This window comes from Mucilaginibacter myungsuensis (assembly GCF_015222005.1).
Taxonomy (GTDB): domain Bacteria; phylum Bacteroidota; class Bacteroidia; order Sphingobacteriales; family Sphingobacteriaceae; genus Mucilaginibacter; species Mucilaginibacter myungsuensis.
On record NZ_JADFFL010000001.1, the window covers coordinates 373,696 to 398,701 of the forward strand.

Here is a 25,006-nt window from a genome sequence, read left to right on the forward strand (position 1 = left end):
AATTTCGATAAAAAGATACCGGCACTACCGATAATAAAACAATGAATAAAAACTACTACGCCATTATTATGGCCGGCGGCATCGGAAGCCGTTTTTGGCCCATCAGTCGTACCTCTCACCCTAAACAATTCATCGACATTTTAGGCACCGGAAAAACCCTTATCCAGCAAACTTACGATCGCTTTTTAAAGGTTTGCCCGCCCGAAAATATCTACATCGTAACTAACGAGATATACAGCGACCTGGTTAAAGAGCAATTACCCGGCATTACCGATCAGCAGGTACTTACCGAGCCTGTGATGCGTAACACCGCACCGTGTGTGGCTTACGGATCGTTCAAGATAGAAAGTTTGAACCCGGATGCTGCTATTGTGGTAGCCCCGTCAGATCACCTGATACTCGACGAAGCCGGATTTGTATCGACGATAGAGCGATCTTTGCAAACCGCTACTGAAAATGATTGTCTTGTTACCCTTGGCATCAAGCCGTCGCGCCCGGATACAGGCTACGGTTACATCCAATATACTGACCAGGCCATTAACGGTGATTTCCATAAAGTAAAGACCTTTACCGAAAAGCCAAGCCTGGAGATAGCCAAAACCTTTATCCAAAGCGGTGATTTCCTTTGGAATGCCGGTATCTTTGTTTGGACGGCCAAAGCGATCGTTGAAGCTTTTAACAAGCACCTGCCCGACATGAGTGAGATCTTTGCCGATGCCCGCTCTGTTTACAATACCGACGAAGAGAAACCGCACATCCATACCGCTTACCAGCGTTGCACCAATATATCTATCGATTATGGTATCATGGAAAAAGCATCTAACGTGTACGTGTTACCGTCTGAATTTGGCTGGAGCGACCTTGGTACCTGGGCATCGATCTACCAATTGGCCGAAAAGGATTACGTAGGTAATGCCGTGATCCCGTCGGATAAGGTGATCATGTACGATTCATCAAACTGCATGGTGAACGTACCCGAAGGTAAACTGGTGATCATTAAAGGCCTGCACGACTTCATCGTGGTTGAAGATAACAACACCCTGATGATCAGCCCGCGCTCTGAAGAGCAAGGCGTTAAACAGATCGTTGCCGACGTAAAGCAACAGTTTGGGACGAAGTATATTTAAGTTTAGTGATCAGTTAATAAGAGAATAGAGATTTGGTTCTCATTGATCTTAAGATAGCGATGAGTTAAAAATTCATCGCTATTTTTGTTGATACCCATGTTAGGCAAGTTTGGAATATTTGAATTTCGCGATAACAGCTTCGTCGTGCAGTTGAGCAGTAGAACTATAGAGATATTTTGGGATAGCATCTCTGAGGTAAATGTTTATAAGGTCGATCTGATGACGATAGACGATATAGTAATGGAGATCACTTATAACGATCGACTACTAAAAATAACCGAGGAAACTGAAGGCTGGAACGATTTTACCGACCGCTTAGAGCAGAGATTCCCAACTATTCCCAATGACTGGTGGCAAAAGGTGGTGCAACCTGCTTTTGCCACAAACTTCACAACTATCTACAAAAAAACCACCTAAATTTTTACTGTAAAACCGATCTCCAATTAACTAATCTCTTATTTTTTGACGTTGCCTTATCGCCTCATAAATGATCACCCCTGCCGATACAGATACGTTCAGCGATTCTATCTCACCCAACATTGGGATCTTGGCCAAATGATCGGATATGCGGATCAACTCGTTACGGATACCTTCATCTTCGGATCCCATAATGATGGCCGTTGGCATGTTGTAATCAGGTTTGTAGATATAGTCGTTAGTTTTTTCAGTACAGCAAACCAATTGCAGGCCAGATTCCTGTAAAAATTTAGCGGTCTGAACGATATTATCATGACGACAGACCGGGATCTTATATAAAGCTCCTGCCGATGTTTTGATCGCATCAGGATTGATCTGTGCCGAACCTTTTGATGGAATAACGATGGCATGTACACCGGCACACTCGGCAGTACGAGCTATCGCACCCATGTTGCGCACGTCGGTAATGCTGTCCAGAATGAGGATCAGCGGGGTCTCTCCTTTTTCAAATATCTGCGGGATGATGTCTTCTACTTTTTGATAAGTGATCGGCGATATAAAAGCCACCGCGCCTTGATGGTTCTTCATCGTTAGGCGGTTCAGTTTCTCTACCGGCACCTGTTGGGCTTGGATCTGGTATTCGGTCAGCAAGGTCCGTAACTCGTACCAAAGGTCGCCGCCAAGGCCGCGTTGCACGTACAAGGCTTCAATCTCTTTGCCTGATGTAATGGCTTCCATCACGGCGCGGATACCGAATACCATTTGATTACTTTCGCGTTTCTCGCGCGGTTCCCTGTTGCTGTGGAATGCCATATCGTACTTATAAAATGAGGGTGCAAAAATAGCGATTATGATCCATATCAGCAGCGGCTTATTCTGCGCCTAAATTTTATACCAATTTTATGCATCATAATCAAATCATAGTTTTTAACATCTAACAGAAAACTTTATATATCAATTACTTACAACAAGTTTCCACAGCCGATCGTTAATAACAAAGTTGATTATGAGCGATTTATAAAAAGTGCAAAAATAGCGGATCTTTTAGTATACTTTTGTTCCCCCATGATGTTTCCAGAGGCAGACCCACCAAAAAGCAATTACCGCGAGCGACGCAAATACGATAAAGCGCCATTACAAAATAACGGATTGGTAGGCAAACTACCGCCGCAAGCATTAGACCTTGAGCAAGCCGTTTTAGGTGCCCTGATGCTGGAGAAAGACGCACTTTCTTCTGTTATTGATATCATCAAACCCGAGGTTTTTTATGATGAACGCCACCAGCGCATCTTTAACGCGATCCGCTTGCTGTTCGAGCGTACCTCTCCTGTCGATATCTTAACGGTGACTGCCCTGCTGCGCCAACAAGGCGAACTGGAAATGATCGGTGGTGCTTACTATATTACCGAGCTGACCAACCGTGTGGCCTCTGCGGCTAACATCGAGTATCACTCGCGTATCATCATTCAAAAGTATATACAACGCGAATTGATCCGTATCTCTACCGACACCATCAATAACGCATACGACGATACATCCGACGTTCTGGACCTGCTGGATAAGGCCGAGAAGAACCTGTTCGAGGTTGCCCAGAACAACTTGCGCCGCGACTCGCGCAAGATGGACGACCTGATGAACGAGGCCTTGAAAGCGATCGAAGCTTTAAAGGACCGCGAGGACGGCCTGACCGGTGTAGCATCAGGCTTCACTGATCTGGACAGGATGACCTCGGGTTGGCAAAAATCGGATCTGGTGATCATCGCGGCTCGCCCGGCGATGGGTAAGACGGCATTCGTACTGACCTGTGCGCGTAATGCGGCAGTCGATTTTAACAAGCCGGTAGTGGTGTTCTCGTTAGAGATGTCCTCGGTTCAGTTAGTGAACCGTTTAATATCGGGCGAGGCTGAAATAGAGCAGGAAAAGATCCGTAAGGGAACTTTAGAGGAATGGGAATGGGCACAGATCCACACCAAAGTGGCCCGCCTTGAACAAGCAACCCTGATCATTGACGATACCCCTGCGCTGAATATTTTTGAGTTCCGCGCTAAATGCCGCCGTTTAAAATCCCAGCACGATATTCAACTGATCATCATTGACTACTTGCAGCTGATGCATGGTAAGAGCGATGGCAAGGGCGGTAACCGTGAGCAGGAGATCGGTAGTATATCCCGTGCATTAAAATCGGTTGCTAAGGAATTGAACGTGCCGGTGATCGCCCTGTCGCAGTTAAGTCGTGCGGTGGAAAGTCGCCCGGGTGGTTCTAAAAAACCAATGCTATCCGACTTACGTGAGTCGGGCTCTATCGAGCAGGATGCGGACATGGTATTATTCCTGTACCGCCCGGAATATTACGGACTGGAAGTTGACGAAGATAACAACCCTACAAAAGGCGTTGGTGAGGTTATCATTGCCAAACACCGTAACGGTGAAACGGGTACTGTGCGACTGAAATTCGTTGGTAAATACGTTAAGTTCACCGACCTTGACTCAGGCATGGGCGATTTCGGTATGGGTGGCGGCATGTCGCCATCGGCCGGACTAACGCCATCAACTGATTTTGATAAGCCAAGCAACTTTATTATTCGTCCGTCAAGAATGGATGATATGGATGAGGATGCGCCGTTTTAGAGAGAGAGTCAAGAATAAAGAATCAAGATACAAGACAAAAAATATTGGCGGCGCTCTGAGATATCAGAGCGCCGTTTTTGTGTTGGGTGTTTACAGATCGAATTTATATCGTTCTGCCACTTTCTTTAACCTATTGATCGAATACGTACTTATTGACGGCTCTAACCACGTGACCACTTCTTTGCCATCGGGATAACGAATTACACTTTTAGAAGATGTTGGAATAAGGGCTTGTTGATATCTTGCCTTTACGATAGTTTTTCCTCTTTAAAGATCACCACACTCAAATTCAGAAAGATATTCGTAGTCACTATCGCGATCCAACGGATATCGCAGTTCATTCTTAGGGGTCCGAACTACATCGATCAGAGACTTTAAGGTGTTCAATTCTTCAAAAAACGAGAACAAATGGTTGTCTACATCACTTTTTAATTGATCGAATACGTCCTGATAACTTTCTCCGATATTAAGTTCATACCACTCATCCTGATGATACACTATACGCCCTAACCTTACTCTAAGAAAGCAATTCACAGCAATGATAGACTTTGGTTCATCATCTATATTGAAATATGCTTTATAAAGGCGATCATTATAAAATCCAAGATTGAAAGTAAATAGAACCCTTTTTACGTGATTGAACTGACTCCGTTTGGATGCTGAGACATTGGGTCATACCATCGCAAATGCGGTTGAAGTTTTGCCCGTTCTTTTTAAAGCCTAATTTCTTCAACGCCGGGGTTAGGGCATCTTTGATCAAACACTTATACTCGTCCTGCAAGTTTCTTTCCATCGGTCGATATCAAGTTTAAAAGACTAATCCCAGCACCACACCCAACACAATAATTATCGGCGTTTTTATTTTGGTAAAACGCATCAACAAAAAGGTAGCGATCATTAGTCCGCAAGATTGCCATTGAAAGAAAAAAGGTTTGGCAAGCAGGATGAACGCCGTCGCCATAAAGCCTACGGCTACGGAGTTGATGCCGCTGAGAGAGTTTTTGATGCGGGTGATCTTTTTAAGGTCCTCCCAAAAAGGGACGATGAAGAGGATCAGGATCAGTCCGGGAAGATTGATACCGATAACCGCTACCAAACTGCCGATGATCTGCCCGGCTATACCGTAACCGTTGTTACCTAAGGTCAATCCGCCGACGAAGGATGTGAAAGAGAATGTTGGGCCGGGTAAGGCTTGTTGCAAAGCGTATCCCGTCAGGAATTCTGAGTTACTGAGGTAATGTTTTACCTCCACAAATTCGGTATACATCAGCGGCACTAACACCTGTCCCCCGCCAAAGATCAGGATACCGTTACGGTAAAAGTTCTCGAATAAACGTATCGGCAAACTGAAGGGCGATGTACGATTGATGATAGCACCTAAAGCAGCGAACAGTAGCAGGATGCCAATAAAATAAGTCACCTTGCGGCGGTTTACGTTGGCAAAGAGCTTTACACGCAGTTCATCCTCCTGCGGTTGCGTTTCAACTGCCGATGATATGATCCCGCCCATCATGATCAGGATGGGGAAAGCGTAGGCATTTTGCAAGATCAGCGTTGCGATCAAAGACCCCACGGCAAGCATCATACTGGTCTGTGTTTTAAGGCATTTAGTCGCAAAGCTATAGGTAGCATAAGCCACAATGCCTATAGCCATCGGCTGGACAAATTTGAGCACTTTTGCCAATTGATCATGCGCCTCAAAAGCTTTATAAAATATCGCAGCAGCGCCCATTATCGCGGCCGATGGCAAAACCCAGATCAAAAACGTCAGCAATGCCAAGCGCAGCCCTCCTACTTTCCAGGCAATACCGATCAGCGTTTGTGTTGACGATGGTCCGGGAAGTACTTGCGATAGCGCGCTCAATTCCATTAACTCATCCTCGGTGACGTAGCGCCGTTTCTCTACCATATCGCGCAGCAAAATAGCCACGTGTGCCTGCGGCCCGCCGAACGACGTAAAGGTATAAACCAATGCATCCCGAAGAAAAAGGAATTGGCGTTTGTTCAAATTTGGTTCATGGTTAATGGTTAATGTAAGAAGTTCATGGTTAATGGTTCATAGTTCATGGTAAAAAGAGAAGCTTCAATTTTCTTACTATGAACTATGATCCATCAACTATGAACTAATACTCCTCGTCATCATCATCCCCAAACCCTACCGCGGTGTTATAAACCGACTGCAACTCGGACAGGGCGTGATTATCGCGTATCTCGCGGGCTATTTTCATACCGGTCTGGTAGGTAGTTATGGCATCATCCTTGCGGTTCAATGCTTCGTATAATTTACCAAGATGATAATAGGTGCCAACGTATTTGGGATGGTCTTTTACCAGGCCTTCGTAATAGCTCAGGGCGGTTTCGCCCTGGTTAAGGCGCAGATATTCTGTCGCTAAGGCATATAAAAGAAAAGGGTCGTTGGGTTCGTCCTTTAAAAAATCCAGCAACTTTGTTAATCGGTCAACCTGCATTTTAAACGGTCAATTATTTAATTAAATTTGCAAAAACCTATGTGATATGAAGATATTAGTGTGCATTAGCAACGTCCCCGATACCACTACAAAAATAACCTTTACTAATAACAACACGCAATTTAATACCAATGGCGTGCAATTTATATTGAACCCGTACGACGAGATCGCTTTGGCACGCGCCATCGAACTGACCGACGGCGGTAAAGGAACAGTGACCGTGATCAACGTTGGCGACATAAGCACCGAGCCGACCATCCGCAAAGCATTAGCCATTGGCGCTACCGATGCCGTACGTGTGAATGCTGTCCCGCACGACGCTTGGTTCGTAGCCAAACAAATAGCTGAGTATGCTAAAACCAATGGTTTCGACCTGATCCTGACCGGCCGCGAGTCTATCGACTATAACGGCTCTAAGGTAGCAGGCATGTTAGGCGAGTTGCTTGATCAGCCATCAGTATCCATCATCAAAAAATTAGACATCGACGGAACAACAGGTACCGTTGAGCGCGAAATCGAAGGCGGCAAAGAAGTGCTGACCATCTCATTACCATTTATAGCCGGCACAGCCGAAGGCGTTGCCGAACTAAAGATCCCGAATATGCGCGGCATCATGTCGGCCCGTACCAAGCCTTTGCAGGTGATCGAGGCCGTAGAAGTGCCGTCGACGTCAGAAGTGATCTCATTTGAAACCCCTGCCCCACGCGGCGCGGTAACATTGATCAGTGCTGATGAAACCGCCAAGCTGGTAGATCTGTTACATACCGAAGCAAAGGTGATATAGTTTGAGATATGAGTATTGAGATGTGAGATATGAGATCTTCTTGCATCACGATACCCAACATAGCGTTTTGTCTCAGATCTCATATCTAACATCCCAAATCTACTAACCATGCCAATTTTAGTATATACCGAAAATGCCGCAGGCAAATTCAAAAAGTCGATATTCGAAGTTGTGTCTTATGCTAAGGCCATTGCCGATCAGCAGCAGACCACCGTCACCGCCCTATCCATTGGCGATGTAAGCGCTGATGAGTTAGCCACTTTAGGCAAATACGGTGCTGATAAAGTACTAAACGTATCTAATGATAAATTAAAGACCTTTGTTAACCAGGCCTACGCCTCGGTTATTGCCGAAGCTGCCAATAAAGAGGGTGCGGATATCGTCGTGCTATCCAACTCATTCTCTGGTCGTGGTTTAGCGCCGCGTGTTGGTGTAAAGTTGGATGCCGGCGTAGCTGATGGTGCGGTTTCACTGCCTGATCTTTCGGACGGCAAATTTAGCATCAAAAAAACGGCTTTCTCAGGCAAAGCATTCGCTAATGTGGAGTTGACCTCTGCAAAAAAGGTTATCGCCTTAACTGTTAATTCTTATAAGGTTGTTGAAAATGGCGGTACAGCTAAAGTAGAGGACTTTACGGTCGATGTAAAAGAGTCGGACTTTAGGGCAATGCTGAAAGAGATCGTTCAGTCGACCGATAAGATATCATTGCCCGATGCCGAGATCGTAGTATCAGGTGGCCGCGGTTTAAAAGGTCCGGAGAATTGGGGCATGATCGAGGAATTGGCAACCTTGTTAGGTGGCGCTACCGCTTGCTCTAAGCCTGTATCCGACGCGGGTTGGAGACCACATAGCGAGCACGTTGGGCAGACAGGCATAGCCGTGAGTCCAAATTTGTATATTGCTATTGGTATTTCGGGAGCGATACAGCATTTGGCCGGTATTAGCCGCTCAAAAGTTATCGTGGTGATAAACAAAGACCCCGAAGCACCGTTCTTTAAGGTAGCAGATTATGGCATTGTGGGTGATGCCTTTGATGTGGTACCCAAATTAATTGCAGCAGTAAAAGAATTTAAAGCGTAAGCACCAAACAGGATAAGCCGGGTATGGGTAACAACATGAAAAAGATAAAGCTGGATATAGTAGGCCTGTCATACAGCCAAACACAGTCCGGCGCATATGCTTTAGTTTTGGGCGAGGTGAATGGGCGCAGACGATTGCCTATTATTATTGGTAGTTTTGAGGCGCAGGCCATTGCTATCGAAATAGAGAAAATGACGCCAAGCCGTCCGCTTACGCACGACTTGTTTAAGAGTTTCGCGCAGGCATACAATATCCAGATACAGGAGATCATTATCTACAATCTGGTAGATGGCATCTTTTACGCCAAGCTCATCTGCTCCGACGGTAAAAAGACCGCCGAGGTAGATGCCCGCACATCCGACGCGATAGCTATGGCCGTCCGTTTTGATTGCCCGATACATACCTATGAATTTATTCTGTCTACCGCAGGTATCGTAATGGAAGATAATGATCTGGTTTATTTAGAGAATTTAGCTGAGACACCATCTGACGAAAAGACTTCATCGGGCAGCAGTTCGTCTGCCGCAGGATATGCATCCATCAGTGATGATGAGCTAAAAAACCTTTTACAAGCCGCCCTATCCGAAGAAGCCTACGAAAAGGCCGCCAAGATCCGCGACGAACTCAACAAGCGCAAAGCATCATAAAACAATGAGGGAGGACATGCAAATGTCCTCCCTCATTGTTTATCTGTACTCTGTTAAAAGTTAAAGCCTATGGTGAGGGCAGACACACCGTTGTGATACTTATTACCGTCTGCTGATCTTTTGGCACCTATAAAAGTCCCTAACACGTTAAATTCCGCAAAAAACTTAACGTTATCTTTCACTCTCACCTGCCCGCCAAAACCCCATAGTATACCCATATTCATGCGGCTCACATCGGGTTTTACAGCAACTCCGTTATCTATCTTTTTACCGCTCAATAAAACCGCACCATAAGGGCCAAGATGAGTGTAAAAGGCTTTGCCCTGCCCGAAATGAAAATTGATCAATATCGGTAAGCTCAAATAGTTAAGTTCATGGTCCAGCTTAATATCCTTTTCCGGGCTATCAAGGCTGTTGCTACTCCCCCAACCTTTCATGTCGTATTGCAATTTGCCCTTGACGCTCCATTTCTCGGACAAGTAGTGATCTATAGACAGTAACAAATTAATACCGCCGCGGTTACTGCCTCTAATCTCAGACCCGATATTCACCATCGAACCGTTATAGCCATAACCTATCCCCCATTCATTATAACCTTTGGTTTGCGCGTTGGCATTAGTGGCGAAGCAAAAGCAAGCTACAATTAGTAACCAGATGTATCTCATAGTATATTTAAAGTTCGGTTGATGTCTGTCCGATATCGGTGCGACGATACGAATAACATCAATACGTTATTAATGCCGCATTCCGTACCCCATATAAATAGAAAAAGCGCATGGTCAATGCGCTTTTTCTATTCTTAATAAAAGAAGTATTAAAAATTCAGACCAATATTGAAGGCCGATAGGCTATTGCGATAAACCGCGTTATTAGCGGTCGAAATATCGGCGATACCACCTTGTCCGGCAAACTCAACAAAGAATTTGGTTTTATCTGCAACAGGGAACTTGTAACCGATACCTAAAGCAAGGCCGGCGTCTACGTCGTTAAAGAATGGTTTCACGTCGAAATTATTAGCAGTAGTTTTAGCGCTCACCAACACCGACACATACGGACCAAAATTCAAGTACCAACCTTTAGTGCGGCCAAAATGCCAGTTAGCCATTACGGGCACGGTGATGTAGTTCAGCTGATACGGGGTATAGGTTGTTGATGTGCCAATGGTCAGGTAGCCTTTAGACCAGCCTTTTTGATCGAACAGGGCTTTAACCTTCAGACTCCAGCTATCCGAGAAATAGTGATCTGCCGATAAACCAACGTTCAAGCCGGCGCGTGTGCCTGCGTTCTGGTTGGTTTCATCAACAACCACGGTAGCCAGGTTAAGGCCAACGCCAACACCAAATTCTGTTTGTCCTTTTGTTTGTGAGAATGCAGCTGTACCCGCTGCCAACACTGCTACGAGTGTGATCAATAGTCGTTTCATAAATTGTAAATAAAGTTCGGCGACGAAGATATATCTTTCCTTTAAAACCGAATATTAAAAATTCGTTAAAAATTGTTTGGAACAGCGTTTTAGCATTCGCCAATATTTGATTACTTTCCGCTTTTAATTGATCAAAAACTATACACCAAACGAGCACCACAGATATGAACATGAAGTTCCGGCTGATATTGATGAGTTTTATGCAGTTTTTTGTTTGGGGGGCCTGGCTACTCACAATAGGTGCTTATTGGTTCCAGAATAAGCAATGGCCCGTGGGCTCGTTCTCGGCTATCTTCAGCACCATGGGTATAGCGTCCATTTTTATGCCCGCGCTTACCGGTATCATTTCAGATAAATGGATCAATGCCGAAAAATTATATGGCATTATGCATATACTGGGATCTATAACGCTATTCGCTATCCCGATGGCGCCGAACCCGACCGTGTTTTTTTGGCTCATTTTGTTGAACATGATGTTTTACATGCCAACGCTATCGCTATCAATAACTGTAGCTTACTCGGCTTTAAAAGGTAGCGGCAGAGATGTGGTGACAGATTACCCGCCTATCCGCACCTGGGGAACAGTTGGTTTTATTGCCGCGTTATGGGCCGTGAGCCTTACTCATAATGAAACATCGGCTAATCAATTTTATATCGCGTCTGCCGTGGCATTAACTTTAGGTATCTATGCCTTTAGCCTGCCTAAATGCCCGCCGTTGCTTAATAGAGACCAAAGCAAGTCGCTGAGCGAAAAATTGGGTCTAAATGCATTCTCTTTATTCAGATCGCCGCGCTTTGCTATTTTCTTCGCCTTTTCGTTGCTATTAGGTGCCGCGCTACAACTCACCAATGCTTACGGGGACACTTATTTGCATGATTTTGATAAAAACCCGATCTACAAGGATACCATAGCAGTTAAATATCCTGCTATCATCATGTCTATATCCCAGATATCCGAAACCTTGTTCATCTTGGCTATACCATTCTTTTTACGCAAGTTCGGTATCAAATATGTGATGCTGTTCAGCATGCTGGCTTGGGTATTAAGGTTCGGTCTGTTTGCCTATGGCAATCCGGCAGATGGCTTATGGATGATCATACTATCCTGCATCGTTTACGGTATGGCCTTTGATTTCTTTAACATTTCGGGATCATTATTTGTAGAGACACAGGCCGCCCCCGAGATACGCGGAAGTGCCCAGGGTTTATTTATGATGATGGTGAACGGCTTTGGTGCTCTTTTCGGTAGTTTGATCAGTGGAGCAGTTATCCAGGAATTTTTTACCAATGCCGATGGCAGTAAAGAGTGGCAAGGCATCTGGCTAAGCTTTGCAGGCTACGCGCTGGTGATCGCCATTATATTCCCGTTCGTATTCCGTTACAAGCATAATGCAGCGTTAAAACACGCTATAGAGCACGCTTAGATATCTCAAAATATCCCAAAAACAAATGCCAGTGCAGATGATCTGTACTGGCATTTGTTTTGAAAAGATCTTGTTAAAACGAGAACAAACTGTAGGCTACTGTCAGATTAAATAAATTCACTCTGGTAGATTCGTTGTTGCCGTACGATTGCTTGCTTAAGCCATACTCGTAACGCAGGTCGACAGATATTTTTTTAATGTCCAGACCTGCTCCCGCTGTCCAGGCCAAATTTTGATCTTTATAATTTAAGCGCGATATGTTACCAAGCGCAGTGCCGGTACTTTGATCTTTATTTACCGCGAACGACACTAAAGGACCTGTATAAAACCTTCCACCGAAGCCAAATGCGCCGATCTTAGATCCAAACAATAAAGGCACATCTATACTGGTGAACGTTGCCTTGTTGATATTGCTGCCATCGCTAACATTTACACTTTTGCTTGTCAGATAAAGTTCGGGCTGAAAATGGAAACCTATGGCCCCTACTCTGGCCCACGCGCCTACCAGGTATCCGGCACGGTTATCAGCCGCCAACGCGCTGCTATTGGTAGAAAAGCTTGATAAATTAACTCCGGCCTTTGCACCAAATTGAAATGAGGGTAATAACTGAGCAGAGCTAAATTTAGCGGCCAGCAAACAAATGGATAAAATAAAGATGCTTTTTTTCATAATGATGATGTAGAGATATGTTGTAGGGAGCAAAAGTACCTTTACCTGATCAACTTTTAGCAAAGCTTTATTAAATTATCAGTAATTAATATATAAAAAAAAAGGATATATCCAAATATTTCAGCCAAAAAATTAACTTATAAACACCTGACTATCAATAGCATTTTAGTGTATATAGTGTATACACCCACTCCGTATACACCTACACGCCGCGTACAATGATGCCCAACATGCTTTTTTGATTAATTTTGTACCGATGGACTTCATAATAGACGCTACCCTTAAAGCACTAAAACACCTATATAACGCCGACATTACCGCGGAAGATATCAGCCTGCAACAAACCCGTAAAGAGTTTGAGGGCCAGGTAACTATCGTTACCTTCCCGTTCACTAAAGTATCTCGCAAGTCGCCTGAGCAGACCGGCGCTGACATTGGCGAGTATCTAAAGAACGAGGTAGCCGAGATAGCTGATTTTAATGTGATCAAGGGTTTCCTTAACCTGTCCATAGCCGATGTATATTGGTTAAAGCAATTCTACAACCACATTCTACCCGGCGACGGCATTGTAGCCGAGCCGAACGGCAAAAAGGTGATGGTGGAGTATTCATCACCAAACACCAATAAGCCGCTACACTTAGGTCACGTTAGGAATAACCTGTTAGGTTATTCGGTAGCGAATATTTTAGCAGCTGCCGGGTACGAAGTGATCAAAGCTAACCTGGTTAACGACCGCGGTATCCACATCTGTAAATCGATGTTGGCCTGGCAAAAATGGGGCGATGGCGAAACGCCTGAAAATACCGGCATGAAAGGCGACCATTTGGTTGGTAAATATTATGTGGTTTTTGATAAAGAATATAAAAAGCAAATAGATGATCTAAAGGCTGCCGGTCAGACCGAAGACGAAGCTAAAAAGAATGCCCCGCTGATCAAACAAGCGCAACAAATGCTGCAGCAATGGGAAGCCGGCGATCAGGAAGTGATCGACCTGTGGTCGACCATGAACGGTTGGGTATATGCGGGTTTCGAGAAAACTTATAAAGCACTTGGTGTTGATTTTGATAAATTCTATTATGAAAGCAACACCTACCTGTTAGGTAAAGATATTGTTGATGAAGGCCTTGAAAAAGGCGTATTCTTCAAAAAAGAAGATGGATCGGTTTGGATAGACCTGACCGAAGATGGCCTTGACCAAAAATTAGTATTACGTGCTGACGGCACTTCAGTATATATCACCCAGGATCTTGGCACCGCCCAATTGAAGTACAATGACTTTAATATGGACGAGTCGATCTACGTGGTAGGTAACGAACAGGACTATCACTTTAAGGTGCTGTTCCTGATCTTGGATAAACTGGGCAAAAGCTGGGCGAGAGGTCTTTACCACCTATCTTACGGCATGGTCGACCTGCCATCAGGCAAAATGAAATCCCGCGAGGGTACGGTAGTTGATGCCGACGACCTGATCCGCGAAATGAAAGAAACGGCTAAAGAGCATACCGAAGCTTTAGGTAAAGTAGACGGGTTTGACGAGGAAGAGAAAACAACGCTTTATCAAACCATCGGTATGGGCGCTTTAAAATACTTTTTACTGAAGGTTGATCCTAAGAAACGTTTATTGTTTGACCCTAACGAATCGGTAGATTTTCAGGGACATACCGGGCCATTCATTCAATACAGCCACGCCAGGATACGTTCGGTGATCAGTCGTGGCGCGCTGCAATTAGAGGATGTGATGCCATTGACAGAAGTATCGGCCGAAGAGCGTGACCTGATCATGGTATTGGGCCAATATCCGGAGGCTATCCAAGTCGCAGCACAAGGTCATAACCCGGCGGCTATTGCAAATTACGTTTACGAGGTGGCAAAACTGTACAATAAATTCTATCATGAGCACCAGGTCATCAATGCCGAAACTGAAGCTTTAAAACGTTTCCGTTTGCAATTATCAACCGCCACAGCAAATGTCATCAAAGCTGGAATGGGCTTATTAGGTATCGATGTGCCGGAACGGATGTAGCCGTTATGAAGAACCATTTGAAACCCAAATAGAAACAAAAAAACCGCTCTGCAGATATTGCAGAGCGGTTTTTTTGTTTCTATTTGGTGATCCCATCAGGATTCGAACCTGAGACCGACAGATTAGAAATCTGTTGCTCTATCCAGCTGAGCTATGGGACCATTGCGGCTTTTGTTTTCCGCGGTGCAAATATGCGAAAATTTACTTTAAAATTTATGTTGTTGATAAATTTCAAAAGTTGAGAATTTAAGCCATATTTACCAACTGATACCGACAGTGTTAACGCACTGATAAATTAATATCAACCGAACTTTAACAAATAATTATAACCAATTGCTACAAAGTGTTTCTTTTACAATAAGTAAATCATACTTTTAGCGAAACATTAATTAAAAATTATGATCATTATTGCTGACGGGGGCTCGACCAAAACCAATTGGTGCCTTGTTAATGAAGAAGGAAAAAAAATCTATTTCAACACCGAGGGCTATAACCCCTACTTCGTGAGTGAAGAGTACATTATTTCGTCTCTGAAGGAAAGCCTGCCAATCGACTTACAAATTGATAAGATCACCGAGGTTAATTACTATGGTGCCGGTTGCTCTACCCAAGAAAAACGCGATCATGTAAAGCGTGCCATGTCAGCAGTATTCACGTCAGCAACTGTAAACATTGGTCATGATCTTTTAGCAGCTGCCCGTGCGTTATTAGGCACCAATGAGGGCTTTGCCGCTATTTTGGGTACTGGCACTAATACTTGCATCTATGATGGGAAAGATGTAGTGAATAATATCGATTCAGGCGCCTACATCCTTGGCGACGAGGGTAGCGGTTGCTACATCGGCAAAAAATTATTGACCGACTATCTACGAGGTTACATGCCTGAGGCTGTTCGCGAATTATTCTGGGAAACCTATAAATTAACACCGGACGACGTTAACGAACAAGTTTACACTAAACCTTTAGCTAACCGTTTCTGTGCAAGCTTCAGCAAATTCGTTTACGACAATAACGTACACATCGAATACTCACGTAACCTGGTACGCACCTCTTTCGAGGACTTCTTTAAGAACCTGGTTACCCGCTACCCTGACTATCAAAAATATACTTTCAACTGCATTGGTTCGGTAGGTTACAACTTCCGTAACGTGTTAGAAGAGTTAGTGATCGAGAACGGTATGACCGTTGGTAATATCATCCGCTCACCTATAGATGACCTGGTGAAATTTCACCTGAACCAGGCTGCTGCTCTGAAAGCGTGAGGAAGAGAATCAAGAATATAGAATCAAGAATCTATACTTAAAAACGAAAGGGGCGCTAAACTTAATGTTTAGCGCCCCTCTTTTATTAATGAAACTCCTGTCTTGATTCTTGACTCTATATTCTTGATTCTCTAAGCTTAACTATCAAGATTCAACTCATTCTGAAATATCTTAGAGTACTTCCTTCTGTCGAATTTGTAAAGTTTGGCAGCGCGGTATGATACCCCTTTTTGCTTTTCGTCCAACTCTTTCAGGAAACCGTAGCTTAACATCTTCTTGCGGAAGTTACGTTTATCCAGTTTCTTATTCAGGATAGCTTCGTAAAGTGACTGCAATTGGGTCAATGTGAATTTCTCCGGAAGCAGTTCAAAGGCTATCGGTTGGTAACCTAAACGGCGGCGGATCTTGTTAAAGCCTGTCTTAAAGATCTCGCTATGGTCGAAACCTAACTTTGGCAATTCGTTTACCGGATGCCAGAATGCCGTTTTAGCGATAGCACTTAAAGGCTTCAATTCCTTTTGTCCATTCAATCGCAGCAAGGCATAATAAGCCACAGTGATCACACGCCCTTGCGGGTGGCGGTCCACATCACCAAACGTATGGAACTGCTCCATATGCAGCCCACGCAAGCCTGTAAGCTCGTAAAGGATACGTTCGGCAGCATCATCAAGACTTTCGTCCTGCTTAACAATGTAACCCGGCAAAGCCTTCCAATCTTTAAAGGGTTCTTCGTTACGTTCTATCAGCAATATCTTCAGTTCGCCATTCTCAAAACCAAATATGACACAGTCAATAGAGAATACCGATTCAAATTTGGGCAAGTTTTGTTCCAAGTGCGTTGCGATTTTATTAAAAGGCTAATATATACCCTTCATTGCAAATGTAAAAAAATAAAAAAAATAATATAGTGTAGTTTCTACACACTATATTCGCAACTTCTACTTTATAAACAGATACCAGTATGCCTGACATTTCAAAAATAGCTGTACTCACTTCTGGTGGTGATGCCCCGGGTATGAATCCCTGCATCCGTGCCGTTGTCCGTACAGCCATCTTCAATGGTTTAGAAGTTACCGGCATTAAACAAGGCTATAAGGGCATGATCGAAGATGACATGCAAGATATGCAACGCCGTTCGGTAAGCAATATACTAAATTTAGGTGGCACAATCTTAAAAACTGCCCGTTGTATGGAGTTCCATACCGACGAGGGAATGGAGAAAGCCTATCAAAATCTAAAAAAACGCGGGATACAAGCTTTAGTAGTTATCGGTGGCGATGGTACTTTCACCGGCGCCCTGCGTTTCTCTAAAAAATACCCCGACATTAAAGTGATAGGTGTTCCAGGTACGATTGATAATGATCTTTACGGATCTACTTATACCTTGGGTTTTGATACCGCTACCAATACCGTTATCGATGCGATAGATAAGATCCGCGATACCGCCGATGCGCACGACCGTTTATTTTTTATCGAAGTGATGGGCCGCGATTCGGGTGCAATCGCTTTACGGGCCGGCATTTGTTGCGGTGCCGAAGCTATCTTACTACCGGAGAAAGAGACCGCTATCGAAGATCTGATCAAAGGGTTAAAAGGCGGCGAGTATGATACCAAAACATCCAGCATTGTAATTGTTGCCGAAGGCGATAAAAATGGCGGTGTTTATGATATTGCCCAAAAAGTTAAAAAGGAAGTTACCCATTACGATATTAAAGTTACTATTCTTGGTCACTTGCAGCGTGGTGGCGCCCCTTCTGCTTTCGATCGCATCTTAGGCAGTCGATTGGGATTTGCAGCGGTGAACGCGCTTATAAAAGGCGAATCGCAGCAAATGGTAGGTTTAGAGGCTAACGTGATCAGATTGGTAAGTCTTGAAAAAGCACTCAACCAAAAAGACAAGTTTAAATTAGAGGACGATCTTTTAGAGATGGCCCATGTGTTATCTATCTAATACAAAAGGATGATCGGAGTAGTATTTAGCGGATCTAACAATGCTGATTGGCGCCTGAGCGACAAAGGACGCACTGTGGCCTCGTTCAAAACCACGGGCATTAACCCCTACTTCAGCGACGAGCATAACATCCTGCAGATACTTAACAAGAATATCAACCTTATCCATCACGCCGAAGAGATCAAACGCATTTACTTTTTTGGTGCAGGGTCAAGCTCGGTGGCTTTGCAAGCTACGGTTACCAATGCCTTAAGCAAGTTTTTTAAGAACGCTAAGGTATCCGTCCAGCATGACATTGAGGCAGCAGCCGTGGCCAGTTTTAAGACAAAGCCAGGCATTGTGTGCATTTGTGGCAGTGGCAGCAACGCGGCATGGTACGACGGAAAAAAAGTTAAGTCTAACAATTACGGTTTAGGTTACATCCTGGCCGACGAAGGCTCGGGTAATTGGCTTGGTAAGCAATTGCTAAAAGGATTAATGAGCGAGACCCTCCCGGAGGAGATACGCAAGAAAGTTCAAAAAAAATATAACCTGGACCGTAAGTCGGTTCTGGAGAAAGTATATCGCCAGAAGCACCCGGCGGGCTATTTAAGTTCATTTTCGGGCTTTTTTGTGGAAAATGCAGACGAGCCTTATGTGAAAAACACAGTAAAAAAGGGATTCGACAAAATGCTGAAGACCTATGTGTTACCTTTGCAAAAACAACACCCGGGCGCACCGGTAAGTTTTATAGGTTCGGTAGCGGCAAACTTTCAGGACGAGTTACGCCAAACAGCTGCCGACAATGGCATTTCTATTGAATATATTATCAAAGAACCAATAAACAATTTACTAAATTATTACGCTAACAAAAATTAAAAACAATGAAAATAGGAATTAACGGATTCGGCCGTATCGGTCGTTTAGCTTTCAGAGCAGCAATTGAAAGACCAGAGATCGAAATTGTAGGTATCAATGACCTTGTTGAGCCTGATTACATGGCTTACATGTTGAAATACGATTCGACCCACGGTATTTTCAAAGGCACTATCGCTGTTGAAGGTGGTAACTTGGTTGTTAACGGTAAAACTATCCGTGTAACTGCCGAGAAAGATCCGGCTAACTTAAAATGGAACGAAGTAGGCGCTGAAGTTATTATCGAGTCTACAGGTTTGTTCCTGACTATCGAGACCGCTCAAAAACACATTGATGCCGGTGCTAAGAAAGTTGTAATGAGCGCGCCTGCAAAAGACGATACCCCTACTTTTGTAATGGGTGTTAACCATAAAGAACTGAAAGCTGAGCAAACTATCGTTTCTAACGCTTCATGTACTACTAACTGTTTAGCTCCAATCGCTAAAGTATTAGATGACAAATTTGGTATCGTAGAAGGCTTAATGACCACTGTACACGCGGTTACTGCTACTCAAAAAACTGTTGATGGTCCGTCTGCAAAAGACTGGAGAGGTGGCCGTGGTGCTTACCAAAACATCATCCCTTCATCAACCGGTGCTGCTAAAGCAGTAGGTTTGGTATTGCCTCAATTAAAAGGTAAATTAACAGGTATGTCATTCCGTGTTCCGGTTGCTGACGTTTCTGTTGTTGACTTAGTTGTTCGCTTGAAAAATCCTGCGTCTTACGAGGATATCAAAAATGCTATGAAAGAAGCTTCTGAAGGCGAATTGAAAGGCATTTTAGGTTATACTGAGGACGAAGTTGTTTCTGAAGATTTCAAAGGCGACGCTCGTACTTCTATCTTCGACGCTAAAGCTGGTATTGCCCTGAATGATAACTTTGTTAAAGTTGTTTCTTGGTACGATAACGAGTGGGGTTACTCAAACAAGATCATCGACCTGGTACAAGAGATCGGTAAGTTATAATTGATCCGTACTTTGATCATATAAAACGAAAGCCGTCCAAATTGGGCGGCTTTTGTATTTATACACGCTAAAAATTTAGGTTTCTTCATCACATTAGCTCGCTATCCTCTTTTTTATGGTAGGTTTTAAAAGCCAAAAAGAATAACAAGACCACAGCGAACATATAGCCGAAAGAACTTAAATTATTAAGCGCGGCCTTGTGAGGCATATAAACCTCGCAGAATAACAATACCAATGCTAATGTGCCGCCTACCAGATACAGGTAAAAGAATTTACTGTTCATGTTTTCCAAGGTTTGATTATAAAACAGTTTTCGCTGATCAAAGTTTTAAGAAGTATCACTAAGTGATCTAAAAAACTATATATTGCAAAATAGATCTGAACGCTATGCACAACTGGGAAGACACTTATTTAGAAGCCGAAGAAGCAATTAGGAATACCAACTATCTACATGCCAAACAGTTGTTGGAGAATATCATTATGGATGAACCATCGACAGCCCAGGCACATAATTCCTTAGGATGGCTGTACCGTACCCAGTTTGATGATTACGAACGCGCTGAGAATCATTACAAAGCGGCTATCCGCAGTAACCCTAATTATCCGCACGCCTATGTTAACCTGATGGTACTTTACACCTATCAGGAGCAATGGGATAAACTGAAACCTATTGCCGGTAAAGCCATGACCCGGCCGCTGGTGGATAAATCATTAGTGAATTACCGCTTAGGCATTATGGAAGAATATTTGCAAAACTTCGATTCGGCGATCGGCTACTATAAAAAGGCTATTAAACTTTGCCTCAATTTTGATTCGGTAGAGGATTATAAAAGAGCGATCAATAATTGCGAATATAAATCTTCATTATAGCAGTTTTAAGATAGCACGTCGCTCACGACATTGACATAGTCTAATTCGGACTATGTCAAATTTCTATCCTTGAACCAAACCTCGTCCGGTTTGGCGTTAAAGTTCTCCATTAGGTTCAATAATTCTATCGGATCGGCAGATGTGATAACCAGATCCCGGTTTGCTTTTTTAAGGAAGCGTTGCTCTACCATCACGTCCATTTGCTGAAGCAACAGGTCGTAAAAGCCGTTCACGTTCAATACGGCTATAGGATTATTGTGCAAGCCTAACTGCAGCCAGGTCAATACCTCAAAAAATTCCTCTAAAGTACCAAAGCCGCCAGGCAGCATAATGATACCATCGCAAAGGTCATTCATCATTTGCTTGCGCTGATGCATGTTCTCAACGATATGTAACTCGGTCAGGCCGGTATGACCAACTTCTTTATCCATCAAAAATTGTGGTATAACACCGATGGTTTTACCACCCTGGGCTATAATCGCGTCGGCCAGCATGCCCATCACGCCTACCCTACCACCGCCAAATACCAAAGTAATTTCCCTCGTGGCCATTACCTGAGCTAATTGTTCTACAGCTTGTTTCAGTATTGGGTCGCCGTTAAAGTTGGCCCCGCAGAAGACAGTTATTGCTTTCATGGCTCGAAAATCGGCAAAGTAAAGGATGTGATAAAGAAAAAGTTATCAAGGTTTTCCAGCAGACAGCAGTGCTAATAACGGCTTTCTATACTCTACATCCTTTTCCCTGATCTCGATTCTGTGCCCCACCAAGTTGATATTCAGAAAAACCTGAGCTTCATCTTCTTCGCCCTCATCAAAATAATCGAAGAATAATTTATATGCTTCGGTTCCCTCAATATGGTTATTTGCATGTCTACCAAATTGGTGAACCGTGAACTTATCTAAGTCAACATAATCCCCAATAAGCTCCTTTTTAAATAATGAATTAATCGGTAATGTAAAACCATATAATTCAGCCATTGCCGATAGTAACCTATCACTATCGGAGCCGATGCTGATTATTTTAACACCCTGACCAAAGCCCTGGTGCGAAGTCTTTTTTTCGGCATGGAAACTTTCAAGCCTACAGTATCGCTCTTGTAGATCGCTTTTGCAACGTAAATATTATCATTGTCGGTAGTAGTTTGATCCGTTATTGTAAGCACCAGATCTCTGTCTGATGGATCTTCTGTCGATGTAGCTAATAATTCTGATAAATTTGCATCATGGTCCATGTTGAAGTTTTTGCAAGAATGAGAGACAAGGCTAACTAATAGAAACAGCAGGATCTTCGTGTTAAGGTTTATTCCGTAAAAATAATCTTATAAACAAAAAAAGCGATAGTGTCCTATCGCTTTTAAATGTATAACGAGCCGATCCTTTAATTCACCAACTCTTATTTCTAAAAATTAACGAGTATAGTTCGGTGCTTCCTTAGTGATCGTAATATCATGCGGATGGCTTTCGCGGATACCCGATGCAGTGATGCGTACAAATTGAGCGTGTTGCAAGGTCTCGATATCCTTAGCACCACAATATCCCATGCTTGCGCGTAAGCCACCAACGTTCTGGTAAACAACCTCGGCCAAAGTACCTTTGTATGGTACACGACCTACGATACCTTCAGGGACCAGCTTCTTGATATCATCCTCAACATCCTGGAAGTAACGGTCTTTAGAACCTTGCTCCATCGCTTCGATAGATCCCATACCACGATACGATTTAAAGCGACGACCTTCGTAGATAATGCTCTCGCCTGGTGCTTCCTCGGTGCCGGCAAATAATGAACCTGCCATGATCGTACTTGCTCCCGCGGCAATGGCTTTAGCTACGTCGCCTGTGTGTTTGATACCACCATCAGCAATTACAGGGATACCAGTGCCTTTTAATGCCTGGGCGCACTCGTAGACCGCGTATAGCTGAGGTACACCAACACCTGCAATGATACGGGTGGTACAGATAGAACCCGGACCGATACCGACCTTAACCGCATCAGCGCCGGCTTGTGCTAATGCACGGGCAGCGTCGCCGGTAGCGATATTACCTGCTATCACCTGCAGATCTGGATATTGGGTTTTCACTTCTTTCAGTTTATCGATAACACCTTTAGAGTGACCGTGCGCTGTATCTATAGCAATAACATCTACCCCAGCTTTCACCAATGCGTCAACGCGCTCCATGGTATCGGCAGTAACGCCAACAGCGGCACCTACACGTAGGCGGCCGTGCTCGTCTTTACAGGCGTTAGGGTAATTTTTTACTTTTAAAATATCACGATATGTGATCAGACCGATCAGTTTACCTTGCTCATCAACAACAGGCAACTTCTCTATTTTATGGCTTAACAATATCTCTTGCGCTTGTGGTAAAGACGTATTTTTCGGTGCAGTGATCAGATTAGTTTTGGTCATGATCTCGCTGACCGCTATCGTCATATCTTTTTGAAAACGCAGGTCGCGGTTAGTGATAATGCCTTTCAGGATACCACCATCATCTACAACCGGGATACCACCAATGCTATGTTCGCGCATGATCTTTACAGCATCGCCTACCAAAGCTGTCGCAGGTAAGGTCACCGGATCTTGAATCATACCGCTTTCAGAACGTTTCACTTTACGCACTTCATCGGCCTGTGCCTGAATGCTCATGTTCTTATGCAACATGCCTAAACCGCCTAATTGCGCTATCGCGATAGCCATCTTAGACTCGGTCACCGTATCCATTGCGGCAGATACGATAGGAATATTCAATTTGATCTTTTTGGTCAAGAATGATCGCGTGTTCACGTCACGCGGTAACACTTCTGAATAGGCAGGGACTAACAATACGTCATCGTATGTTAAACCTTCGGCGATAAATTTTTGGGGATCTGGAGGAAGCATAGCAAATAATTATGGTGGATCACTTGCCGGGCAAAGGTAGGATTTTATTTCGGATTTTTAATATGTGGGCGCCGAATTTTAGGAAATGACAATGTTTTGAGAAATCGGATGTTCAGCCTAAATATTCATCACGAGATAAATGCAGAACTAAACATCCGAAATTAGAGATCTTTAATATTTCCCCGCCACTACCTTATAAAACTTATCCAGATCCAAATATTGGTTAGCCAGTTTCAAAATATCGTCCGAAGTGATAGACTTTATGGTGTTAGTGTAATAGTCGTAGTAATCATAATTTAAACCCGAGAAGTAGAGGTTCTTGAACTTATCAGCATGCGACATTACATTTTCCAGACTACCTAACAGTGAGCCAAGCATGTAATTGCGCACTAACGATAGTTCTTCTTCCGGCACCAATTCCGTCTTTAAACGGTCGATTTCAAATTGGATCTCTTTAAGAGCAGCATGGCAAACATCTGCACCAACCTCTGTTGCGATGAATATTGAACCCGACTGTTTTAAAGACGTCATTGCCGAGCCGATACCGTAAGTATAGCCTTTATCCTCGCGGATATTAGCCATCAGTCTTGATCCAAAATATCCGCCCAAGATGGTATTCAATACCTGAACTTTCGGAAAATCGGGATGGCTACGGTTGATCGTTGGCCTGCCCATGCGGATAGCCGACTGAATGGCCTCTGCACGCTCTACAAAATAGAAATGCTCGGTAGCGGGCTGCAGTTCAGGTTGCGACGTATCAGCACTTGGCCGTTGGCTTGTCCAATCAGCATCAAAATGCTTACTCATCAGATCGGTAAGTTCAGCATCTACCCTACCGGCCACCACAATGGTGCAATTAGCAGGCTGATACATTTGTCTGAAATGTGCTTGCAGATCGGCTTGGTTCAGTTGCTGATAATCGGCAACCTCGGCAGCGTATCCGTAAATCGTATTGCCGTACATGGCACGATTGAACTGACGGCGGGCCAGCACATCGTTCTTTTGCAAAGCCACTTGTAACTTCTGCTGATGGGTTTTCACGTAAGTCGTTATCTCTTTTTCAGGAAATACCGAATTAGTGAGCACATCGTGAACGATGGGCAGCGTGTGCTGCAAGTGCTTATTTAAGCTATAAAGCGACACCGTACAGTTATCATAGCCGTAATCAACCTGAAAGAAAGCACCATAGTAATCGATACTATCAGCTATCTGCGCAGCCGTACGGGTAGTAGTGCCTTCCGTCAGCATGGCATTGGCCACGAGATTCAGTAACGGCTTTCGCTCGTCGAAACGTAAGTTGCCAAATATCCATTCGATGCGTACCAATTCATGATCCTTGGAATTGAAATTGAATACGTTGCACCCGTTACCATATTTAATGTGTTGGGGTTTTATTAAGCTTATATTTTGCGCCTGTTTAAAATCAGGCGCTATGGTTCTGTCTAACATGTACACTTCGTGTAAGTCCGGATCCCGATAGTTATCGGGACGGGAA

The 25,006-nt window shown here is 43.9% G+C and carries 27 protein-coding genes, 1 tRNA gene and 1 pseudogene; 13 read left to right on the plus strand and 16 right to left on the minus strand.

Annotation, left to right across the window (positions count from 1 at the left end; genetic code table 11):
- The first annotated feature begins 41 nt into the window (after positions 1-41).
- Both IRJ16_RS01615 and IRJ16_RS01620 read left to right on the plus strand, forming a co-directional pair.
- Positions 42-1,127, plus strand: coding sequence for a mannose-1-phosphate guanylyltransferase (locus IRJ16_RS01615; RefSeq protein ID WP_194109763.1), 1,086 nt, complete (start codon positions 42-44; stop codon positions 1,125-1,127).
- Positions 1,128-1,277: 150 nt separating this feature from the next.
- Positions 1,278-1,544, plus strand: a complete 267-nt coding sequence (locus tag IRJ16_RS01620) for a hypothetical protein (protein WP_194109764.1) — start codon at positions 1,278-1,280, stop codon at positions 1,542-1,544.
- 30 nt (positions 1,545-1,574) lie between these two features.
- Here IRJ16_RS01620 and rlmB read toward each other — a convergent pair whose 3' ends face one another.
- A complete protein-coding gene (rlmB, locus tag IRJ16_RS01625; protein ID WP_228079739.1) occupies positions 1,575-2,357 on the minus strand; it encodes a 23S rRNA (guanosine(2251)-2'-O)-methyltransferase RlmB in 783 nt (260 codons plus the stop codon).
- A 252-nt stretch (positions 2,358-2,609) separates the two neighbouring features.
- Between rlmB and dnaB the strand changes: the two genes are divergently transcribed.
- The gene (gene dnaB / locus IRJ16_RS01630; RefSeq protein ID WP_228079741.1) at positions 2,610-4,172 is read left to right on the plus strand and encodes a replicative DNA helicase; all 1,563 of its coding nucleotides are present in this window, start codon (positions 2,610-2,612) and stop codon (positions 4,170-4,172) included.
- Between the two features lie 267 nt (positions 4,173-4,439).
- On the opposite strand, the pseudogene IRJ16_RS23170 reads toward dnaB, so the two are convergent.
- The 4 genes and pseudogenes from IRJ16_RS23170 to IRJ16_RS01650 all read right to left on the minus strand — a co-directional run.
- A pseudogene (locus IRJ16_RS23170) lies at positions 4,440-4,748 on the minus strand (DUF4304 domain-containing protein); the annotation flags it as partial.
- A gap of 16 nt (positions 4,749-4,764) precedes the next feature.
- Entirely contained in the window at positions 4,765-4,965 is a 201-nt protein-coding gene (locus IRJ16_RS23010; RefSeq protein ID WP_194109765.1) for a DUF4304 domain-containing protein, read from the minus strand.
- 15 nt (positions 4,966-4,980) lie between these two features.
- Entirely contained in the window at positions 4,981-6,180 is a 1,200-nt protein-coding gene (chrA, locus tag IRJ16_RS01645) for a chromate efflux transporter (RefSeq protein ID WP_194109766.1), read from the minus strand.
- Between the two features lie 115 nt (positions 6,181-6,295).
- Positions 6,296-6,640 (minus strand): heme biosynthesis protein HemY, encoded by a 345-nt coding sequence (locus IRJ16_RS01650; protein WP_194109767.1) that lies wholly within the window; start codon positions 6,638-6,640, stop codon positions 6,296-6,298.
- Positions 6,641-6,686: 46 nt separating this feature from the next.
- Here IRJ16_RS01650 and IRJ16_RS01655 point away from each other — a divergent pair, with 46 nt between their 5' ends.
- The 3 genes from IRJ16_RS01655 to IRJ16_RS01665 all read left to right on the plus strand — a co-directional run bounded on the left by IRJ16_RS01655 (position 6,687) and on the right by IRJ16_RS01665 (position 9,151).
- Positions 6,687-7,424, plus strand: coding sequence for an electron transfer flavoprotein subunit beta/FixA family protein (locus tag IRJ16_RS01655; protein WP_194109768.1), 738 nt, complete (start codon positions 6,687-6,689; stop codon positions 7,422-7,424).
- Positions 7,425-7,532: 108 nt separating this feature from the next.
- Entirely contained in the window at positions 7,533-8,504 is a 972-nt protein-coding gene (locus IRJ16_RS01660) for an electron transfer flavoprotein subunit alpha/FixB family protein (RefSeq protein ID WP_194109770.1), read from the plus strand.
- Positions 8,505-8,539: 35 nt separating this feature from the next.
- Positions 8,540-9,151, plus strand: a complete 612-nt coding sequence (locus tag IRJ16_RS01665; RefSeq protein WP_194109771.1) for a bifunctional nuclease family protein — start codon at positions 8,540-8,542, stop codon at positions 9,149-9,151.
- 53 nt (positions 9,152-9,204) lie between these two features.
- On the opposite strand, the gene IRJ16_RS01670 is transcribed toward IRJ16_RS01665, so the two are convergent.
- Positions 9,205-9,816, minus strand: coding sequence for an outer membrane beta-barrel protein (locus tag IRJ16_RS01670; protein ID WP_194109772.1), 612 nt, complete (start codon positions 9,814-9,816; stop codon positions 9,205-9,207).
- A gap of 149 nt (positions 9,817-9,965) precedes the next feature.
- The gene (locus tag IRJ16_RS01675) at positions 9,966-10,574 is read right to left on the minus strand and encodes a porin family protein (RefSeq protein WP_194109774.1); all 609 of its coding nucleotides are present in this window, start codon (positions 10,572-10,574) and stop codon (positions 9,966-9,968) included.
- A gap of 164 nt (positions 10,575-10,738) precedes the next feature.
- Here IRJ16_RS01675 and IRJ16_RS01680 point away from each other — a divergent pair, with 164 nt between their 5' ends.
- Entirely contained in the window at positions 10,739-11,998 is a 1,260-nt protein-coding gene (locus IRJ16_RS01680) for a nucleoside permease (protein ID WP_194109775.1), read from the plus strand.
- A 73-nt stretch (positions 11,999-12,071) separates the two neighbouring features.
- Here the strand turns inward: IRJ16_RS01680 and IRJ16_RS01685 are convergent, their stop codons facing one another.
- On the minus strand, positions 12,072-12,668 hold the full coding sequence (locus IRJ16_RS01685) for a porin family protein (RefSeq protein ID WP_194109776.1): 597 nt from the start codon (positions 12,666-12,668) through the stop codon (positions 12,072-12,074).
- A 256-nt stretch (positions 12,669-12,924) separates the two neighbouring features.
- On the opposite strand from IRJ16_RS01685, the gene argS reads away from it, so the two are divergent.
- Positions 12,925-14,691, plus strand: a complete 1,767-nt coding sequence (gene argS / locus IRJ16_RS01690) for an arginine--tRNA ligase (RefSeq protein WP_194109777.1) — start codon at positions 12,925-12,927, stop codon at positions 14,689-14,691.
- Positions 14,692-14,775: 84 nt separating this feature from the next.
- Here argS and IRJ16_RS01695 read toward each other — a convergent pair.
- Positions 14,776-14,852, minus strand: a tRNA-Arg gene (locus tag IRJ16_RS01695).
- Positions 14,853-15,089: 237 nt separating this feature from the next.
- On the opposite strand from IRJ16_RS01695, the gene IRJ16_RS01700 reads away from it, so the two are divergent.
- Positions 15,090-15,953, plus strand: a complete 864-nt coding sequence (locus tag IRJ16_RS01700) for an N-acetylglucosamine kinase (protein WP_194109779.1) — start codon at positions 15,090-15,092, stop codon at positions 15,951-15,953.
- Between the two features lie 137 nt (positions 15,954-16,090).
- Here the strand turns inward: IRJ16_RS01700 and IRJ16_RS01705 are convergent, their stop codons facing one another.
- The gene (locus IRJ16_RS01705) at positions 16,091-16,786 is read right to left on the minus strand and encodes an NUDIX hydrolase (RefSeq protein ID WP_194109780.1); all 696 of its coding nucleotides are present in this window, start codon (positions 16,784-16,786) and stop codon (positions 16,091-16,093) included.
- Positions 16,787-16,914: 128 nt separating this feature from the next.
- On the opposite strand from IRJ16_RS01705, the gene pfkA reads away from it, so the two are divergent.
- The 3 genes from pfkA to gap are packed head-to-tail and all read left to right on the plus strand — an operon-like array spanning position 16,915 to position 19,763.
- The gene (gene pfkA / locus IRJ16_RS01710; protein ID WP_194109781.1) at positions 16,915-17,904 is read left to right on the plus strand and encodes a 6-phosphofructokinase; all 990 of its coding nucleotides are present in this window, start codon (positions 16,915-16,917) and stop codon (positions 17,902-17,904) included.
- 9 nt (positions 17,905-17,913) lie between these two features.
- Positions 17,914-18,762 (plus strand): hypothetical protein, encoded by an 849-nt coding sequence (locus IRJ16_RS01715; RefSeq protein WP_194109782.1) that lies wholly within the window; start codon positions 17,914-17,916, stop codon positions 18,760-18,762.
- A gap of 5 nt (positions 18,763-18,767) precedes the next feature.
- Positions 18,768-19,763 (plus strand): type I glyceraldehyde-3-phosphate dehydrogenase, encoded by a 996-nt coding sequence (gene gap, locus IRJ16_RS01720; protein ID WP_194109783.1) that lies wholly within the window; start codon positions 18,768-18,770, stop codon positions 19,761-19,763.
- An 88-nt stretch (positions 19,764-19,851) separates the two neighbouring features.
- Here the strand turns inward: gap and IRJ16_RS01725 are convergent, their stop codons facing one another.
- Complete coding sequence (locus tag IRJ16_RS01725) at positions 19,852-20,046, minus strand: hypothetical protein (protein WP_194109784.1); 195 nt, start codon at positions 20,044-20,046, stop codon at positions 19,852-19,854.
- Between the two features lie 104 nt (positions 20,047-20,150).
- On the opposite strand from IRJ16_RS01725, the gene IRJ16_RS01730 reads away from it, so the two are divergent.
- Positions 20,151-20,633, plus strand: a complete 483-nt coding sequence (locus IRJ16_RS01730; RefSeq protein WP_194109785.1) for a tetratricopeptide repeat protein — start codon at positions 20,151-20,153, stop codon at positions 20,631-20,633.
- 50 nt (positions 20,634-20,683) lie between these two features.
- Here the strand turns inward: IRJ16_RS01730 and IRJ16_RS01735 are convergent, their stop codons facing one another.
- The 5 genes from IRJ16_RS01735 to IRJ16_RS01755 form a co-directional block, all read right to left on the minus strand.
- Positions 20,684-21,268, minus strand: coding sequence for an LOG family protein (locus tag IRJ16_RS01735; protein WP_194109786.1), 585 nt, complete (start codon positions 21,266-21,268; stop codon positions 20,684-20,686).
- Positions 21,269-21,313: 45 nt separating this feature from the next.
- On the minus strand, positions 21,314-21,610 hold the full coding sequence (locus IRJ16_RS01740; protein WP_194109787.1) for a hypothetical protein: 297 nt from the start codon (positions 21,608-21,610) through the stop codon (positions 21,314-21,316).
- A 38-nt stretch (positions 21,611-21,648) separates the two neighbouring features.
- A complete protein-coding gene (locus IRJ16_RS01745; protein ID WP_194109788.1) occupies positions 21,649-21,864 on the minus strand; it encodes a hypothetical protein in 216 nt (71 codons plus the stop codon).
- 174 nt (positions 21,865-22,038) lie between these two features.
- Entirely contained in the window at positions 22,039-23,511 is a 1,473-nt protein-coding gene (guaB, locus tag IRJ16_RS01750) for an IMP dehydrogenase (RefSeq protein ID WP_194109789.1), read from the minus strand.
- 171 nt (positions 23,512-23,682) lie between these two features.
- The gene (locus tag IRJ16_RS01755; protein ID WP_194109790.1) at positions 23,683-24,960 is read right to left on the minus strand and encodes a M16 family metallopeptidase; all 1,278 of its coding nucleotides are present in this window, start codon (positions 24,958-24,960) and stop codon (positions 23,683-23,685) included.
- Between the last annotated feature and the right edge of the window lie 46 nt (positions 24,961-25,006).